The organism is Paraburkholderia piptadeniae, from assembly GCF_900007165.1.
GTDB classification, from domain to species: domain Bacteria; phylum Pseudomonadota; class Gammaproteobacteria; order Burkholderiales; family Burkholderiaceae; genus Paraburkholderia; species Paraburkholderia piptadeniae.
In genome coordinates, this window is the sequence record NZ_CYGY02000030.1 from 199,341 (window position 1) to 217,546 (window position 18,206).

The window sequence follows — 18,206 nt, forward strand, 5'->3', positions numbered from 1 at the left end:
TCCACTATCTCAGGCCTTGTTCTTGGCGCGTACTACTGCGGCACGTTCCATCGCCTTAGCGCTAAGCGGCTGTCCAACCAGGCTCGGGAGTTCCTCCCAATAGATTGCCTCTCCTTTCGGAAATAAGCCTCTACCAAGGCGCGTCGCGACTCTTGTGCGCGTCGGAGTTATACCATCCCTGACAAGTTCTTCGATGGATGCACGGATTCTCTCCCTAAGCCGGACAAGATTTTCCTCACCCGCCTCCTTACGCTTCGACGCTGCCGCGTCGCGTACCAGCTTATACACGTCAGGGAGCCGGTTCCTTAAGGTCTCAACCGTCATATTCTCCAGCCTCGCGGCATCCGTCACTCCGAGCAGCGGCTGGCTACTCGCCATCCGACCAAGCAGTCGACTACGTGCAGCTTCCCAGTCATACCAATGGGAGCGAGCTCTGAAATCAGCATCTCGGTGAATCTCCCGCGGCAATTCACGACAGCAATGCCTGTCCCATGCGTCGACCTCTCCGAGCAGCCACGCGCGCATCGGTACACCGTAAATCCAGGACAGTGAACTGATGACAGTAAGCGAAATTCGTCTGCCGCCCGCCATCCAGTTCATGACGGTACCTCGCGCAAAGCGCAAATTTTCGGCGAAATCCCGTGGCCTGCCATCACATGCCTTCGTTATCGCCTTGAGGATCATGATCCGCACATTTTCGTGCGATGCTCGCGTGACCTCATCCTTACTCAAATTCAAAAGATTCCCGAAATCCCTAGCTACCCAAAGTTCATACTCTGTCGGTTCGCTCCCGGAAACGCGAGTGTTCGATAAAACACCGTCTCCAAGAAAATGTTGACAAAATCCGCAATGTCCAGGTAAGCAGTCACGAGAAAGCTCAATCGATTGTGAGCGGCCACAGTGTGGGCATTCACTGACCAACGGAATCTCATGTAGCGGGCAAACAACAACCTGTTTGATCGACCATAGCAAGCGTTCGTATGGTAGGTTCCCTGTAGCGACGTCATTTTCAAGGCATCGACTGCACCACATACGACGCAAATGTAAATGCGCACCGCCTCCAAGCCTGACAAATTCCGCGAACGGCAGAAGCGTCAGCGTTTCGAGATCCTCTCTCCCTGTGAGTTCATTAAAGGCGGCGCTCCAACTTCGCGCGCACTCTCCAGCGCCATTGATATTTGGTGCCTTGGTGGGACCAGAGGACTTGCCCCGGAGACGCGAGCCGTAAGGCCACTGTCCATAGTGATCGCGCAACGCATGCGGACTGATCTGTGACGATATAGCGAGATGTTGAACGTAACTTGTCAGCCGCTGGCGGTCCCACGCACCTACAGCACGTGGCTCCAAGTGGAACAATGCGCGACGAGGAATCGCACGATAGTGATGGGCCTCAGGCATGTTTGTCACCCCTTACGCCCCTCGAAGGCTTGGTCCTGCCAACGCGTCGCGTGTTACTTGTTTTCGGCTTCGCCTTATCAGCATCGGATGCCTCCTCCTCGCCCTCATCGGGAACCAGCTTCCGCTTGTCCTCCGGATGCTGAACACCCTCAACCTTCAGGTACCCGTCAAACATGTCCGTTTGCAACTTTTTCCACTGTGCGGGCTTGAAGTAACACTGGCTCAGGATCTCTTCGTCGATCGGCCGATTAAGCTTCGACGACAGCACGATGCCCCTTGTCATGATCTTCTTCATGAGACCTGTTGTCCGCAGTGCTTGGTGCACAATCTGATCGGCAAACCGTTCGAGTTTGCAACCACCCTTCACAGGCATGATTTCCTGCAATGCGTAGAAAACTTTCGCTACCGATTCAACCTGGTGCGGCAAATACGGTCGGACATGAATCACATCACCGCGGCGGGCGAGTTGACCGGTTTGCAGCGCCAGATCATATAAATCATAAGCACCTGATACGATCATCGTTGTGTTCGAACTATTCACCATCGATCTCAATGTGTTCGACTTGATCCGCACCCGTTCTACGCTACTCGACTGTATGATTCCGGATGCTTCATCGAAGAATAGAACGAGAGGTTTTCGCTCACGTATCGAGCGTCGTAGCCGAGCTCGATAAGCTGAGATGGTCGGTGCTCGACGTTGGGTGACATCAGGCAGGAAGAACTCGCGACCCGCAATTACTCGCCGGACTTCCGGCAATGTATTGGAGATCAGCGGAGCCTGGAGCGCTTCGAGAATCTGTTCGTAAAAATCCTTCCAGTCAAAGCGACCATCCTCGCCCGACCATGCCTCAATGCAGACAGACGGGATCGTGTACTTGTCATCGGGATTTGACTCGAAAAACTCTTCACTCACTCTCACATGTAACTCGTCTCCCAGCGAGGATTTCCCCACGCCGGCAGGACCGACCAAGACCAGCATTGTTCCCGGCAGACCACAAGCAATCGCCGTTTCCATTTTTTCAAGCGCTTCATCAAAGGCATCATGCTTGACAATCGCATCCTTGAAGAATTTCACTCGCACACCTAGCGGCGCGTCTAAAATTTCGTCTGGACACTTCTCCACCCTACGGCTTTCGGTACCTTTGCGCATGGTAACCTCCTTCTCTCAACGCCCGAAGCTGTTGCTCGAGCGATGTGTGCTTCGAATCCGATTCGATCCCTTCATTAGATTCAAGCGTTTTATTACTCGCATCACTTGGCTCGTCGGCTTCAGACTCATTGCTCTGCCCGCTCACTCGCTCTGCACACTTACCATCCATATCCTCCACGATTTCCGCAACCTCCATATTGGCCTCGCTCTGGGATGCCAACGTTCTGCTGTGAAGAATGAAATTTTCCTCAAACTCTGCGAGTGATAACGGATCGGTCGACGATGCATCGGCGTCGCTTTTTTCGCGTCGCAGCGGGTACCACTCACGCTCGACAAATGCATATGCGACATTCGGATCAATGGGATGCATTTTTACCGGCACGGAGAGCCCATGGTACGGCGGACTCTCAAGACGAGGATTCCGAAATCGCGAAAGATTTGTGCGGATACCACGTTGATAGTCAATCTTCCGTGTCGAGCCACGCACGGAGGGAAACGCAAGCGGAATGCAACCCTTGAGGCGCCGGAGGCGTCCAAGGCGCTCCCCGGAGCGGTCCAGCCCAATTTCAAATTTCTGCCTCGGAGACATACATAATGTCCCGTGGCGCCGCTTGTCATAGGTATCGAAGAAGTATCGCTCAAGCCCGTCATAGAGTTCCTCCAATGTGTGTCTTGCCAGATTTGTTGGATCCGTTTCATCTGTTAAGCCCCTAGGATTCCTTCTAAGCTTCGTGTTACCGAAAAGGTTGTGAATAAAGGCCTCCTGAGATACTCCAAAGATTCGCTCAATGACATCGCCTTCTCGACACGCAGACGTCTTCCTCGGCTTTTCTCCTGTTCCAAGAAAGCGCAAAAGCCATTTGAAATCGGCCGCGCCAAACTCTGATCCCCCGTCAAATATCACAAACTCTGGCGCTCGGCCAAATCGGCGGATCATATCCAGAAAAGCTGCCATACACGACAGGTATCTTGGTTTTCTGAGCGATAGATAAAACCCTAAAATTCTTCGACTGTACGCGCAAATAATTAAAGTCAAGATAGGTCGACCGAGTGACTCACCCGTTCTTTTCGACACCACCTCGATCTCTAGTTCGGTGTGGTCGATATGAACATACTGCATCGGATAATCGCCATGAATCGGAGTGTCATGACGCAAAATCCATACGAAACCCGACGCTTGGTATGCTGCTTTTTCTCCTGCGCGCTGCCTTATCGTGTTAACGTCCGTCTCTTTGGTTGCGCGACGGAGGAATGTAACTTTTGATATTGATTCGCCGATACTTTTCAAGCGTTTCGAGAGTCTGCCGTAGACGAACCACTTATTTGGTCCGCGAAGAGATTCGAAGTCCGCGTCGAATACTTCTTTTATTATCTTCTCAACTTCGTCACTCAGCCTCTGACGGCGATTGCCCCTATCTGGCCACTTAGGCAGGAATGTAGCGAGAACATCCTCTCCTGCATGCAGAGCATCGTATTTTAATTTCCGTAAAGTTCTGTACGTTCGATCTGAATAGGCCTCGGTCACGGCGATAGATCGGTCTCCATTCTCCCACCTTCCAAGCAAATCAAGCCTTTTGACCGCATTTTGTATTGCTTCAGTTGTCGCATAGCGCCATGGTGCGTCCAGATATAGAGCGTCACCATCCGATCTCGGAAGACTAACAATTGTTATTTCATCGTTCTGCCAATACTCTGCAAGCTTGGCAGTCTTCAGGACGATGGGCTCCCCACCGTCATCCGGCGTCAGCAATGCTTCGAGGTTTCCGGAAACCGCAACGGTGAATGCATGCGAACACAGGATTAGCCTCGTTCCGGCTGCGAAATCTGGCGGCAGGTCACTCAATCCAAGAACGGTCAGCCGGCGCTCGCATTGGTAGGCTTCTTTGTATACGTTGCTGGTTTCGATGTCGCGGAACACCATAAAGCGGTGATTTTCACGGACAAAGGCGCTTGAATAATCTGCAACAATTGCTCCGGTCGCTATAGCAATATAAAAGTCGTCCACGCCATACTCAGGCAGCGCTGTTCGAAGTTCTTCCAATGTGGCGAAAGAGACATGTTCAAAGAACTGATGCGCCTTCCTGATGAAGCCCGGAGATGCTGTCTGCCCATCAACCAGATATGACCGGAGGAAATTCATATTTCGGTCTGAGATAGCGTCGATCTCCTCCGCAATACGTAGCCTGTAGGTAAGCTTTAGTTTACTGGCCGCCTCCTCGAGCGGGGGGCAGCGGATGATCGTGTCCTCTCTCTTGAAGCGCGCCGGATTGTTCTTGCACTTCGAATTAATGGAATCCAGTGTGAACCACTCATCCAGGTAGATTGCGGAGGCCGTCCATACAAGAAATCCCTGTGCCCAGTTGAAACAAACCGGCTTACCCCCGCGACCTTTGTATTTGACGTTAAGCTCGAACGGACTATCGAGATAGCCGAGCACTTCATCGTCGAACAAGTACGCATTCGCGGCTTTCCTCTCTATGCCATTCGCGACATGAATCGTCAATCCCATCTTCGGACATGGCATATCCAAAGGTGCGTGGTACCGGTTGGGCTGCAAGTCCCGCGCAGGCCGTCGAAAACTATCAAGAATACGCTTCCTTGTTGCAGAAGGTATCTCCAACTCATCAAACAACAAATACAAACGATCTTCAGAAAACACATTCATTCGCACTCCTTATTACATATCTGATGCGGTAATAATTGCGCGGTTAACAGTGCAAACAAAATGGATCATCGCGTCATAGATGTTTCTGGACTCTTTAATGTAGAGACCAGAACTTGCAGGAGGTTTTAACAACCTATAAACTCACATCGTGCTGGTCAAGCACGGCCGGAGTGTGACCTGCGCGATTGGGATGTTTGTTGCCCTGGCTTTCGCTAAATGCGATCATTGAAGCACCGTCGCATAAGACGCAGCCGCCACGTACGCTGATGGCGGGCAGACCAATCGACAATGTGTAACAATATGTAATTATCTGCCGGAATTATTAAACCAATTAACTTCCAAGCGGAAATTTTATGGTTACCTGTACACCACCGCCAAACGCCAAGATTCGTGAAATCAGCGGCGGAAGGCAGCCGGAGTCGAACCGACCGAGGAGCGGCTGACGCCCCCCACTGGGTTTGAAGCCCAGCCGCACCACCAGATACGAATGCCTTCCATGTCCAACTTCGACCAGCCGTGCAACGAGAAAAGAGATCGACGCATCATGTGACGCACCGCGCTTTCCGCAACCGATTATAGCGGCCGCTTATCGTCACAGTCAGCCCGTTGCGCCTGCATCGACCATCGGCATCACACAGCTGGTTCGCACGCCAGCGCTTCATGCAGTTGCGAATCCGGCCTCAGCCAGTGAACGTCTCGCTGAAAGCGTGTGTAGCCGATGCGGTCGAAGAACTCGAGAATCTGGATCGCGCGCTTGCGTCCCAAACCCGTAGCGTCGCGAAACGCCGACGCGCCCAGCGCGCCGCCACCATCCCCGGCGATAGCGGCGACGAGCCGCGCCAGTTCATGCACGACCTCGCGGTGATAGAACAGATCGCGCACGATCTGATACACGTCGCCCTGCCGGGCGAGCTTGCGCAGCACCTGGCGCACGGCATCCTCGTCGCGCGCTGTCGTCTTCGCGAGTTCGCGCACCCACGGAGGATCGTATCGGCCTTGCGCAATCAACGGCAACAGCGCGCTCGCGAGAACCCGCTCGCGCGCATCGAGCGAAACCGTATGCGCCGGCAGATGCAGCCACGGCCCGCTTCTCGCGACTGCGCCCTCGTCGACGAGCGAATCGATCAACGCGCGCCACATCGCATCCGGCACCAGCGGCGCCGCGATGCGCCGCAAGCGCGCCGCGTGGGGTCCCAGTTCGTCCGGCGAGCGCGCGTGATACTGATCGAGCGCCGCCATCACCTGCGAACGCAGACGCGCCCAATGCGAGCGCAACACGATCACGGCATCGCCGGCATCCTTGCCGTGCAGCGCAATTTCAGCGGCATCGGCGGGAAGGGGCAATGCTTCGGCGGGCAAGCCCGTCAGTTGCATCAGCATCGAACGCGATACGCCGCGCGGCGCTTCTTCGAGCAGCGGACCGATGCGCCTCTCATCGAGCCACGCGCGCAACGCATCGAGCCACGCGCGCCGTTCCGCCGTTCTGCGTTTGCGCGGCGGACCGAACGGATCGAGCACGCGACCGCCGCCGACCGTGCGCGTCGCCTGTGCATTGCGCACGATGAAGCGATCGCCCGGCAGTGCGCACACGGGCGCATCGAACACGAGCTGCACACGCGCCGAGCATCCCGCGACCAGCGTGTCGTCATCGAGCAGCGCGACATGCGCGACGCGATGCAGCGTGCCGATATGCACATGCAGCGGCGCCCAGTGTTGCAGCGTGATGCCCGCATCGTCGAGCAGCGTCAGTTCGACGTCGAGCCGCTCGCCTGGCTTCGCAAGCCGCGCATCGACGATCCAGTCGCCGCGCGCAATCGCGTCCTTGTCGACGCCCGCGAGATTCAGCGCGCAGCGCTGCCCCGCGCGGCCCGCATCGGACGCGCGGTTTTGCGCGTGGATGCTGCGCACGCGCACGGCTTGATGCGAAGGTTCGAGCATCAGCGTGTCGCCTGTCGCGACGCGTCCCGCGAACACGGTGCCCGTTACGATCGTGCCCTGTCCCGCGAGCGTGAATACGCGATCGATCGCAAGCCGGAACAGGCCGTCGTCGCGCCGGCCTTGCCATGCGACAGCCGCTTCACGCAGATGAAGCGAAAGCGCGCGCACGCCGCTATCGTCCGGGCCGGTCGCGTTGGTCTCGAAGAACGGTGCGCCGCTGAATGGCGTCGATGCAAGCCACGCACGTATTTCGTTTCGCACCTGCGCGAGACGCACTGCGTCGACGCGATCGGTCTTCGTCAGCGCAATCGCGCCGCGCGAGACGCCGAGCAATCGCAGGATCGCAAGATGCTCGCGCGTCTGCGGCATGATGCCGTCATCGGCGGCGATCACGAGCAGTGCATAGTCGATGCCACATGCGCCCGCCGCCATCGTGTGCACGAGCTTTTCGTGGCCCGGCACGTCGATCATGCCGAGCACGTCGTCGTTATCGAGCGGCGTGTACGCGTAGCCGAGTTCGATCGAAATGCCGCGCGCTTTCTCTTCTTTCAGACGGTCGGTATCGACGCCCGTCAATGCGCGCACGAGCGTTGTCTTGCCATGATCGATATGACCCGCCGTGCCGACGATCATGGGCGCAGCTCCGCACACTGCGCGGCGAACGCCGCTTCGTCGGCGGCTTCGAGGCACCGCAGATCGAGCCGCAACGCCTCGTCGGCAATGCGTCCGACTACGGGGCGAGGCAACGCGCGCAGCGCTTCTTCGAGCTTCATCAGCATGCGGCCGCCGCGCTTGCCGTGTGCGTTGCGCACCACCAGCCCATAGCTCGGCAACTGATCGACGGGCAACGCGCCGCTGCCGATCTGGCTCGCCATCGGCTCGGCCGTCACTGCATACGCCGATCCGAGCACACGTTGCAGCTCGTCTTTCAAGCGCTCCGCCTGTGCCTGCATGTCAGAAGCGGGACGCGTCAACAGGCGCAGCGTGGTCAACCGCTCGCCCAACAGTTCAGGCGCGCGATAAAGCTGCAACACAGGTTCGAGCGCCGCAAGCGTGAGCTTGCCGACACGAAGCGCGCGCTTCAACGGATGCTTCCTGATCTTGCGGATCAACTCCGCGCGTCCGACGATCAGCCCCGCTTGCGGGCCGCCCAGCAGCTTGTCGCCGCTGAACGTGACGACATCGGCGCCCGCATCGACGGTCTCGCGCACGGTCGGCTCGCCCGGCAAGCCGTATTGCGCAAGATCGACGAGCGTGCCGCTGCCCAGATCGACGGCCATCGGCAAGCCGCGCGCATGCGCAAGCTGCGCCACGTCATCGACGGACACGCTTTTCGTGAAGCCCTCGATTGCGTAGTTGCTGCAATGGACTTTCATCAGCAAGGCCGTGCGCGCGTTGATCGCTTCCTCATAGTCCTTCAGATGCGTGCGGTTTGTCGTGCCGATTTCGCGCAGCTTCGCGCCCGCACGCGACATGATGTCGGGAATGCGGAACGCTCCTCCAATCTCGACGAGTTCTCCGCGCGATACCACCACTTCCTTCTTCGATGCCAGCGCCGACAGCGTCAGCAGCACGGCCGCCGCGTTGTTGTTGACGACGGTGGCGGCCTCGGCACCCGTCAGTTCGCACACGAGTCCCTCAATCAGATCGTCGCGATCGCCGCGCCCGCCCGTCGCGAGATCGAATTCGAGGTTCATCGGCCGCGTGAGCGCAACGACCACCGCGCGCACCGCTTCGTCGGGCAGCAGCGCGCGGCCAAGATTCGTATGCAGCACCGTGCCCGTCAGATTGAACACGGAACGCAGATGAGGCTGCGCGCGCGCAACGAGCGCACGCTGCGCATCGTCGACGAGCTTCGCTTCGAAGCTGAACGACGCATCGAATCGGGCACCCGCAAGCAGTTCGCGCCTGAGCGTGTCGGTCGCGGCGCGTATCGCATCGACGACCTGCGTGTGGCCATATTCATCGATCAAACGCTGCGCCATCGGCGTCGACAGCACGCGCTCGACGGCGGGCACGCGCGCAAGCAGCGCGCGCGGGTTATCACCCAACTCGTTGCCCGACACTTCGCTCACGCTCGCACTCCCCGTGCATGTATATGAGCTTCACTCGTCCGACGGCGCCTCGGGCCACAGCAGCGGATTCGGACTGCTGCGCCGGTAGCCCGCGTCGTTCATCAGCAGATCGAGCGTGAGGCTCGCGAGATCGTCGGCGAGCGGCTCGAAGTCGTAGTCCTTCTCCTGATAGCCGATCTTGCGGTACGTGTGGCATTCGTCGCACGATTCGGCCTTCAGCGCTTCGCTGCCGCCGTCGATGCCGTGATACGCGATGCCCTTCGTCGAATCGCAATTCGAGCACTTGACGCGCACGACGTGCCACTCCGTCGAGCACAGCCCGCATTGCAGATAGCGCAACCCCTGAAACTGCCCGCCGACGCGCACGATGCTCGCCACCGGCTGCGCGCCGCATACGGGGCATGTGCCCGGCGTGTCGAGATACGGCACGTCGCGTTCGTCGATGCGGCTCGCGATGTCCGTCCACACCACTTGCAGCGCCGCCATCACGAACGGCGCGGACGCGGGATCGACTTCGTTGAAGCGCAGCGCGAGGACCGCATCGGCGAGCGCGTCGAGTTCCTTCGCGCTCTTCATGCGCAAGCCGTCGATCACTCGCGCGAGCGCCGGCGTCACGAGGCCGGCCGATTCGACGCGATCGAGCAGACGTTGCAGCACGTCGCGCCACACCGGATCGCGCCCGGGCGTCGACGACGGCGCAATCGGCATCGAGTGCTGCTGTGCGAGAGAAACGGATTCGGCGGAAGGCATCGACGCGCTCACTTGCGCGAGCGCCTGCTGCTGCGCGTCGACGAGCGATGCCATCAGACGGATATAGCCGCCGATCGGGCTCGCACCCGCAAGCTCGCGAAGTCGCGCGGCGCGCGTCGGGAACAGCGTCGCGCGCTCAGGCCGGCGGATGCGCGGAAGGGCCGAGTGATCGATCGATTCGATCTGGCCGGGCTCCAGGATGCGTTGCACCAATTCAGGTTCCTGCCGTTAAGGTCTGGATGGCGTCAACAGTAGCAGATATGCGGATGCAGCGCGCGCTTCCCGGCGCGCGCGCCGCCCGTCACTTGATGCTTTCGCGGAACCACTTCGGATGATGCTTGCGCGCCCAGCCGAGCGTCACCGTGCCCCGCACCATCGCGCTCACGGAGCCCTTGACCCACAGCGCAGCATAGATGTGAACGATGATTCCGCAGATCAGCACGAACGCCGCGATCGCGTGAATCACGGACGCGATGCGCAGGACCTCGATGGAAAAATAGAACGAGAAATACGCCCGCCAGATCACGATGCCGCTCAGCAGCAACAGCACGAGGCACACCACCATCAAGAAGAACAGCAGCTTCTGTCCGGCGTTGTAGCGCCCGACTTCTGGCAACCGGTCCTCGCGCGCGGCGAGCACATCCTTGTACTGACGCAGCCATTGCCGGTCGTCGTCGTTCAGATAGTTGTGATGCCAGAAGCGCAGCGCAAGAATCAGGAACGACACGAACATCACGATGCCGATGAACGGATGCAGAATGCGCGCCCATTGCCCGCCGCCGAACAGCACGGTGAGCCAGAACATCGACGGGTGGAAGAACGCGAGACCCGACAGCGCGAGCAGGACGAACGTGATGGCCGTGATCCAGTGATTCGTGCGCTCGTTCGCCGTGTAGCGCACGATCAGATCCGGATTCTCTTGCCGATGCTGGTTCATTTGACGGGCTCCTGGGGCTTGCTTGCACGCCGCGCGCGGATATCGCGCGCTTCGTTGCGGGCGGCATCTTCGTCTTCGTCCGAGACCTCGTTCGGCCCGACGCGCGTGTAGTGGAAGAAGCCCGCCAGCGCGGCGAGCGCCATCGCGGCGACGGTGAGCGGTTTCGCGACGCCCTTCCACAATTGCACGAAGGGGCTGATGTGCGGATCGTCGGGCAGGCCGTTGTAGAGCGACGGCTTGTCCGCATGATGCAGCACGTACATCACGTGCGTGCCGCCCACGCCCTGCGGATCGTACAGCCCCGCCTTTTCGAAGCCGCGCTCCTTCAGGTCCGCGATGCGCTCCGCAGCGTGCGCCTTCATGTCCTCTTTCGTGCCGAACACGATCGCGCCCGTCGGACACGTCTTCACGCACGCGGGCTCCTGGCCGACGCCGACGCGATCCGAGCAGAGCGTGCATTTATAGACGCGATGATCCGCCTTCGAAAGCCGTGGAATGTTGAACGGGCAGCCCGAAATGCAATAGCCGCAGCCGATGCAGTTTTCCTCGTGAAAATCGACGATGCCGTTCGTGTACTGCACGATCGCGCCCGGCGACGGGCATGCCTTCAGACAGCCCGGATCTTCGCAGTGCATGCAGCCGTCCTTGCGGATCAACCATTCGAGGTCGCCTTTCGGGTTCTCGTATTCGGTGAAGCGCATCACGGTCCACGAATGCTCGCTGAGATCGTGCGGGTTGTCGTAGACGCCTGTGTTGACGCCGATCGTGTCGCGCAGATCGTTCCATTCCATGCACGCCGTCTGACACGCCTTGCAACCGATGCACTTGGTCACGTCGATCAGCTTCGCGACGCTGCCCGATGCCGGCTCGCGCACGGAAGTGGGCTGCACGGTCGTGGCGGAGATGCGCCTGATATCGAGCGATTGATATGCCATGACGCCTCCCTATGCCTTCTCGACCTTCACGAGGAACGACTTGAATTCCGGTGTCTGCGAATTCGCGTCGGCCACGACAGGCGTCAATGTGTTGGTGATATAGCCCGGTTTGGTGAGCCCCGTGAAGCCCCAGTGCAGCGGAATGCCGACCGTCTGCACCTTCTTGCCGTCGATCGTCAAAGGCTTGATGCGTTTGGTCACGACGGCCACGGCGACGATATGCCCGCGATTGCTCGTCACTTTCACGCGGTCGCCCGCCACCACGCCGATCTGCTTCGCGTGCTCCTCGCCGATCTCGACGAACTGCTGCGGCTGAATGATCGCGTTTAGGCGCGCGTGCTTGGTCCAGAAGTGGAAGTGTTCCGTCAGACGATAGGTGGTCGCCACATTCGGGAAATCGGCTGCCTTGCCGAACGCCGCCTGGTCGTCCGGGAACACGCGCGCGGCGGGATTGCTGGTCGCTTGCGGATTGTTCGGATGGAACGTGTTATAGCCGAGCGGATTCTCGAACGGCTCGTAATGCTCGGGGAACGGACCTTCGTTCATCGCGTCGCGCGCGAAGAAACGCGCGACGCCTTCGGGGTTCATGATGAACGGACCCATGCCGTTTTCCGGCGGCTCGTCGAGCTTGAAGTCGGGGGTGTCGGTGCCGCTCCAGCTCGTGCCGTTCCACGCGATCAGCTTGCGTTTCGGGTCGAACGGCTTGCCGTTCACATCGCACGATGCACGGTTGTACAGCACGCGCCGGTTCGCGGGCCATGCCCATGCCCAGTTCAGCGTCTGGCCGATGCCCGTGGGATCGGAGTTGTCGCGCCGGCCCATCTGGTTGCCCGCCTGGGTCCACGCGCCGCAGAAAATCCAGCAGCCGCTCGCCGTGGTGCCGTCGTCCTTCAGTTGCGCGAAACTGGCCAGTTGCTCGCCCTTCTTCACCAGCACCTTGCTCGGGTCTTTCGGATCGGGCAGATCGGCGAGCGCGCGGCCGTTGTACTCCATCGCCATTTCTGCGGGCGTCGGGCTTTCGGGGTTCGCGTACGGCCAGCTCAGATTGACGATCGGATCGGGATACTTGCCGCCCTTTTCCTTGTACGCCTTGCGCATGCGCACGAAGATGCCCGACATGATCTCGAGATCGCTGCGCGCCTCGCCCGGCGGCTCCACGCCCTTCCAGTGCCATTGCAGCACGCGGCTCGAACTCACGAGCGAACCGTTTTCCTCGGCGAAGCACGAAGTCGGCAGACGGTACACTTCTGTCTGGATCTTCGACGAATCGACATCGTTGAATTCGCCGTGGTTCTTCCAGAACTCGGACGTTTCCGTCGCGAGCGGGTCCATGATGACGAGCCACTTCAGCTTCGCGAGGCTCGCCGACGATTTGCCCTTGTTCGGCGCGGATGCGAGCGGATTGAAGCCCTGACAGATGTAGCCGTTCATCTTCCCCTGGTTCATCAGCTCCAGGCCTTGCAGCAGATCGTACGGCTTGTCGAGCTTCGGCAGATAGTCGAAGCCCCAGTTGTTGTCGGCCGTCACGGCGTCGCCCCACCACGACTTCATCATGCTGACGTAAAACGCGCGGTAGTTCTTCCAGTAGCTCAGCTGATTGGGCCGCAGCGGCTGCGACGCGCGCTTCTTGATGTAGCCCTCGTAGTCCTGCTCGGGCTCGTTCGGCAGCGTCATGTAGCCCGTCAGCAGATTCGACATCAGGCCGAGATCGGTGAGACCCTGGATGTTCGAGTGTCCGCGCAGCGCGTTCATCCCGCCGCCCGCGACGCCGATATTGCCGAGCAGCAACTGCACCATCGCGCCCGTGCGGATCATCTGCGAGCCGACCGAGTGATGCGTCCAGCCGAGCGCGTACATAATGGTGCCCGCGCGGTCCGGGGTCGCCGTCGTCGCGAGCGTCTCGCACACGTGCAGGAACTTGTCCTTCGGCGTGCCGCAGGTCTTCTCGACCATTTCCGGCGTATAGCGCGAGTAGTGCTTCTTGAGCAGGTTGTACACGCAACGCGGATGCTGCAACGACATGTCCACTTTCACGAAGCCGTCGTCGCCGCGTTCGTAGTCCCACGTCGACTTGTCCGGGTACTTGCGGGCCTTCGCGTCGTAGCCTGAATAAATGCCGTCGTTGAACGCAAAGTCTTCACGGACGATGAATGGAAAGTCCGTGTAGTTCTTGACGTAGTCGTGCTGGATCTTGTCGTTCGTCAGCAGATAGTTGATCACGCCGCCAAGGAACGCGATGTCGGTGCCCGTGCGGATCGGCGCATAGAAGTCCGCGACGGACGCCGTGCGCGTAAAGCGCGGATCGACGACCATCAGCTTCGCCTTGTTGTGCGCCTTCGCCTCCGTCACCCACTTGAAACCGCATGGGTGCGCTTCGGCCGCATTGCCGCCCATCACGAGAATCACGTCCGCGTTCTTGATGTCGACCCAATGGTTCGTCATCGCTCCACGGCCAAACGTCGGGGCAAGACCTGCCACCGTCGGGCCGTGTCAGACACGCGCCTGGTTGTCGAACGCGAGCATCCCCATGCTGCGCACGGTCTTGTGCGTCAGATAGCCGACCTCGTTGCTGCTCGCCGACGCCGCGAGCATGCCCGTGGTCAGCCAGCGGTTGACCTTCTTGCCGTCGGGCGTGCTCTCGACGAAGTTCGCATCGCGGTCTTCCTTCATCAGCTTCGCGATGCGATCGAGCGCGTCGTTCCACGAGATGCGTTGCCAGTGATCCGAACCGGCAGCACGATACTCGGGATATTTGAGGCGGCTCTCGCTATGGATGAAGTCGAGCAGGCTCGCGCCTTTCGGGCACAGCGTGCCGCGATTGACGGGGTGATCCGAGTCGCCTTCAATATGAATGATGCTCGTCGTCGCGTTCTTTGCGCCGTCGCCGAGGCCATACATCAGAATGCCGCAGCCGACTGAGCAGTAAGGACACGTGTTGCGTGTTTCGGTAGTACGAGCCAGTTTGTACTGACGGACTTCGGCGAGCGCGGGTTCAGGCGAGAAGCCCAGCAGGGCCAAACTCGATCCCGTTAGCGTGCTCGCCGTCACCTTCAGGAACTGACGGCGGGACATTTGCAGCATGATCGCCTCTCGTTCTATTTGTGGGGAGGTGAGAAAAAGTATAAGTCGTTTCTTGCACGTCGTAAGCACAACAGAGCAGAACAACAGCACGTCATATGCCTGTTGGTTCGCAGTTGTTGTATCGACATAGATAGATGGGCACGACGCTTGCGTCATACCATTGACACTCGCGGCGTGTACGAGCACTGCGATGCACGGCGAATCCGCGAGCACGTGCCTTGCTGCCTGCATGAAGTCTCATTGATATCCGCGTCAACAAGGACCTCATGGAACTCGATTCGCTCTCCGCCGAGAAGTTGCAGTCAGTTGCGAAAAAGCAGGCGTCGTGGGCTGTCGGCGCGCTGCGGCAGTTCGCCGATAACCGCTGCGCCGCGATGGCAGCGAGCATCGCGTTCTATGCGGCCTTCTCGCTCGCGCCGACTCTCGTCATGGTGATCGCGGTATCCGGCTGGTTCTTCGGCGCGGAGGCCGCGCGCGGCGAACTCTTTCGACAGGTGCACGGCGTGCTCGGCAACGACGCCGCGGCCGCCGTCACGACGATCGTGCAGAACGCGCATCGCAGCGGCGGAGCAGGCGGCATCGCCGCTGTCATTTCGTTCACGATGCTCGCGGTCGGCGCGTCGGCGACGTTCTCATCGCTGAACAGCGCGCTCAATGTCGTCTGGCCATCCGAAACGCCACGCGCGTCGAGCGTGATGGCGCTCGTGCGCGTGCGGCTGACTTCGTTCGGTCTCGTGCTCGGCGTCGCGTTCCTGCTGATCGTGTCGCTGGTGCTCGATACGGCGATCACGTTCATCGGCAACATGCTGTGGGGCGATTCGCCATATGTAGTGATCGGCAACCTGCTGCAACTGCTGGTCGGCTGGCTGGTGCTCGCCTTCGCCTTTGCCGGGCTGCTCAAGTTCCTGCCCGACGCGCTCGTGCGCTGGCGCGATGCGCTCGTCGGCGGGACGGTAGCGGCCGCGCTGTTCTCGGCGGGCAAGAAGCTCTTCGCGCTCTACCTCGCGCACGCGGGCATGGCGAATTCGTTCGGCGCGGCGGGCTCGCTCGCGGTGCTCCTGATGTGGCTGTACTTTTCGGCCGTCGTGCTGCTGCTCGGCGCCGAGTTCGCCGCCGCGCGCGGGCGCATGCACGATCCGCGCGGCGCGTGGGGTTTCGCTCCCGCCACGCCGCCCGGCAGCCGCGCGATGCTGGCGTCGGTGCTGGCCGCGTCGACAGTGGCGGCAGGCGCTGCGAAGCGCGGCTCTGTACGGGGCGCGCCGCCGCACGCAGCCGGCGTGACGGCGGGTGCAGCCGGCCTGCCGACGGGCGCAAAGCCACGGCAATCGGCGATGGCTAAGCTCGTCGCGACGCACGACGCTGGCATCAGTAAAGCCGTGACCATCGGCAAAACGGTCGTGAAGGCGGAAACGCACGCGACGCGCGCCGCCGCGAACACGTTGGTGCGCGCGGGCCGCACGGCAGTTGCCGCGGACCGCTACGTCCGGCGCCACCCGTGGAGCTCGGTGCTGGTCGCAGCAGGGACGGCGCTCCTTGTCGCCGCAGTGGCCGGCCGCCGCAACGGCGCCGACGATGCCGAAGCGCCGCCCGCCGCCAGCGACACCCGTTAAGCGTTCGCTTCAACGGAAGCGCGCGTGCGCGATCACAACGGCACGCGGATGTCCACCCGTAACTTCGAGTTTTGCGCCGCCCCCGCCGACGACTTCTTTATTTGGAAGCGGAAGTTGCCGCATTTGATTAGACAACTTTCTTACGAGGCACTTGCACAAGAACGCGCAATGGATACCGACTTGCACGATCACTGTCATAAAAACAACAATAATGCATAGTCAATGATTAAATATTGCCGAAAGAGCAACAATCGGTCACAAGCCTGCAATACAAGGCGCCCAACGAGCTGTCACATTTTCGATACACCTTAATTTTTTTCAGTTCTTACACTTGGAGACACTGCGCTATTCTCCGATTCGCAACAACGAAACCAATCATCTGCGTGGAGAAATGGATGAAACGAATCGCACTGTCTACCCTCTCGCTGGCACTGCTCGGCGCTGCAGGCGCGGCGCATGCGCAAAGCAGCGTGACGCTGTACGGCTTGATCGATGAATCGATCCAATACGTGAATCATGCGAACCCGGCCAACAACCACCTGTTCACGATGTTCGCGGGCAACCTGCAGGGTGACCGCTGGGGCGTGAAGGGTACGGAAGACCTGGGCGGCGGCCTGAAGGCGATCTTCCAGCTGGAAAGCGGCTTCGACGTGAACTCGGGCAAGATGAGCCAGGGTGGCCGTCTGTTCGGCCGTCAGGCATACGTCGGTCTGACGCACGATGCGTACGGTACGCTGACCCTCGGTCGCCAGTACGACCCGGTCGTCGACATGGTTCAGCCGCTGACGGCTGACAACTACTTCGGCAGCACGTTCACCACGCCGGGCGACGTCGACAACAACGACAACAGCTCGCGTACGAACAACGCAGTCAAGTACGTGTCGCCGGTCTGGGGTGGCCTCCAGGTTGAAGGCATGTACGCTCTGGGCGGCGTCGCAGGCGCGACGGGCGCAGGCCAGACGTGGTCGGGCGCGGCAACGTACGGCTTCGGTCCGTTCAGCGTCGCAGCAGGCTACCTCCACATGACCAACGGCAACACGGCAGCAGGTCGTGGCGTGAGCGCAACGAGCCCGACGCCGGGCTGGGGTCCGGGCGCAACGTCGGACGGCACGTTCGACGGCTCGACGATCAACGGCGCATACGCGTCGGCGAAGTCGATCGGCATCGCGTCGGCTGCTGGTCAGTATGTCGCGGGTCCGTTCACGTTCGGCATCCGCTACAGCTTCGCGCAGTACAAGCCGGACGGCCTGTCGGCGTTCACGCAGCAAGAGAAGTACAACGTTGCAGGCGGCTATGTTGGGTACCAGATGACGCCGGCCATGCTGCTGGGTCTGGGCTACATCTACACGCACGGCTCGGGCGACACGTCGGCAAGCTACAACCAGGTTTCGCTGGGTGGCGATTACTCGCTGTCGAAGCGCACGGACCTGTACCTGATCGGCGCATACCAGCACGCGAACGGTCACCAGCGCGCGAGCCGCACGTCGGTCGTGACGGCGGACGCTTCGGTCGGTTCGTACGGCTACCAGTCGGGCTCGTCGTCGCAAACGATCGTCAGCCTGGGTATCCGTCACAAGTTCTAATTCGAAGAACGAATGGCGTACTGCTCGAGACGTCGAGCCGTATTTCAGAAGCCAGCCGGAGGCGCAAGCCGAAGGCTGGTTTTT

The 18,206-nt window shown here is 60.1% G+C and carries 11 protein-coding genes and 1 tRNA gene; 2 read left to right on the plus strand and 10 right to left on the minus strand.

Translation table 11 applies throughout. The features are described from left to right. Positions 1–9: 9 nt before the first annotated feature. The 10 genes from BN2476_RS15625 to fdnG form a co-directional block, all read right to left on the minus strand. Positions 10–1,398 carry a TniQ family protein gene (locus BN2476_RS15625; RefSeq protein ID WP_087735055.1) on the minus strand — a complete coding sequence of 463 codons (1,389 nt, stop codon included), beginning with the start codon at positions 1,396–1,398 and terminating at the stop codon, positions 10–12. Beyond that, on the minus strand, positions 1,391–2,548 hold the full coding sequence (locus BN2476_RS15630; protein ID WP_087735056.1) for an ATP-binding protein: 1,158 nt from the start codon (positions 2,546–2,548) through the stop codon (positions 1,391–1,393). Before BN2476_RS15630 ends, BN2476_RS15625 begins: the two co-directional genes overlap by 8 nt. Next, positions 2,523–5,213 carry a TnsB C-terminal domain-containing protein gene (locus BN2476_RS15635; RefSeq protein WP_087735057.1) on the minus strand — a complete coding sequence of 897 codons (2,691 nt, stop codon included), beginning with the start codon at positions 5,211–5,213 and terminating at the stop codon, positions 2,523–2,525. The genes BN2476_RS15630 and BN2476_RS15635 overlap by 26 nt, the downstream gene beginning before the upstream one ends. Before the next feature lie 403 nt (positions 5,214–5,616). Beyond that, a tRNA-Sec gene (locus tag BN2476_RS46485) sits at positions 5,617–5,709 on the minus strand. Between the two features lie 134 nt (positions 5,710–5,843). Beyond that, positions 5,844–7,784, minus strand: coding sequence for a selenocysteine-specific translation elongation factor (selB, locus tag BN2476_RS15640; RefSeq protein ID WP_087735058.1), 1,941 nt, complete (start codon positions 7,782–7,784; stop codon positions 5,844–5,846). After that, on the minus strand, positions 7,781–9,226 hold the full coding sequence (gene selA, locus BN2476_RS15645) for an L-seryl-tRNA(Sec) selenium transferase (protein ID WP_087735059.1): 1,446 nt from the start codon (positions 9,224–9,226) through the stop codon (positions 7,781–7,783). Before selA ends, selB begins: the two co-directional genes overlap by 4 nt. Positions 9,227–9,256: 30 nt before the next feature. Further along, a complete protein-coding gene (gene fdhE, locus BN2476_RS15650) occupies positions 9,257–10,189 on the minus strand; it encodes a formate dehydrogenase accessory protein FdhE (protein ID WP_087735060.1) in 933 nt (310 codons plus the stop codon). 88 nt (positions 10,190–10,277) lie between these two features. Further along, a complete protein-coding gene (locus BN2476_RS15655; RefSeq protein WP_087735061.1) occupies positions 10,278–10,913 on the minus strand; it encodes a formate dehydrogenase subunit gamma in 636 nt (211 codons plus the stop codon). Continuing rightward, positions 10,910–11,848 carry a formate dehydrogenase subunit beta gene (gene fdxH, locus BN2476_RS15660; protein WP_087735062.1) on the minus strand — a complete coding sequence of 313 codons (939 nt, stop codon included), beginning with the start codon at positions 11,846–11,848 and terminating at the stop codon, positions 10,910–10,912. Before fdxH ends, BN2476_RS15655 begins: the two co-directional genes overlap by 4 nt. Before the next feature lie 9 nt (positions 11,849–11,857). After that, on the minus strand, positions 11,858–14,929 hold the full coding sequence (fdnG, locus tag BN2476_RS15665) for a formate dehydrogenase-N subunit alpha (RefSeq protein ID WP_087735063.1): 3,072 nt from the start codon (positions 14,927–14,929) through the stop codon (positions 11,858–11,860). 266 nt (positions 14,930–15,195) lie between these two features. Here fdnG and BN2476_RS15670 point away from each other — a divergent pair, with 266 nt between their 5' ends. Further along, a complete protein-coding gene (locus BN2476_RS15670; RefSeq protein ID WP_087735064.1) occupies positions 15,196–16,539 on the plus strand; it encodes a YhjD/YihY/BrkB family envelope integrity protein in 1,344 nt (447 codons plus the stop codon). A gap of 395 nt (positions 16,540–16,934) precedes the next feature. Then, the gene (locus BN2476_RS15675; protein ID WP_087735065.1) at positions 16,935–18,122 is read left to right on the plus strand and encodes a porin; all 1,188 of its coding nucleotides are present in this window, start codon (positions 16,935–16,937) and stop codon (positions 18,120–18,122) included. Positions 18,123–18,206 lie beyond the last annotated feature (84 nt).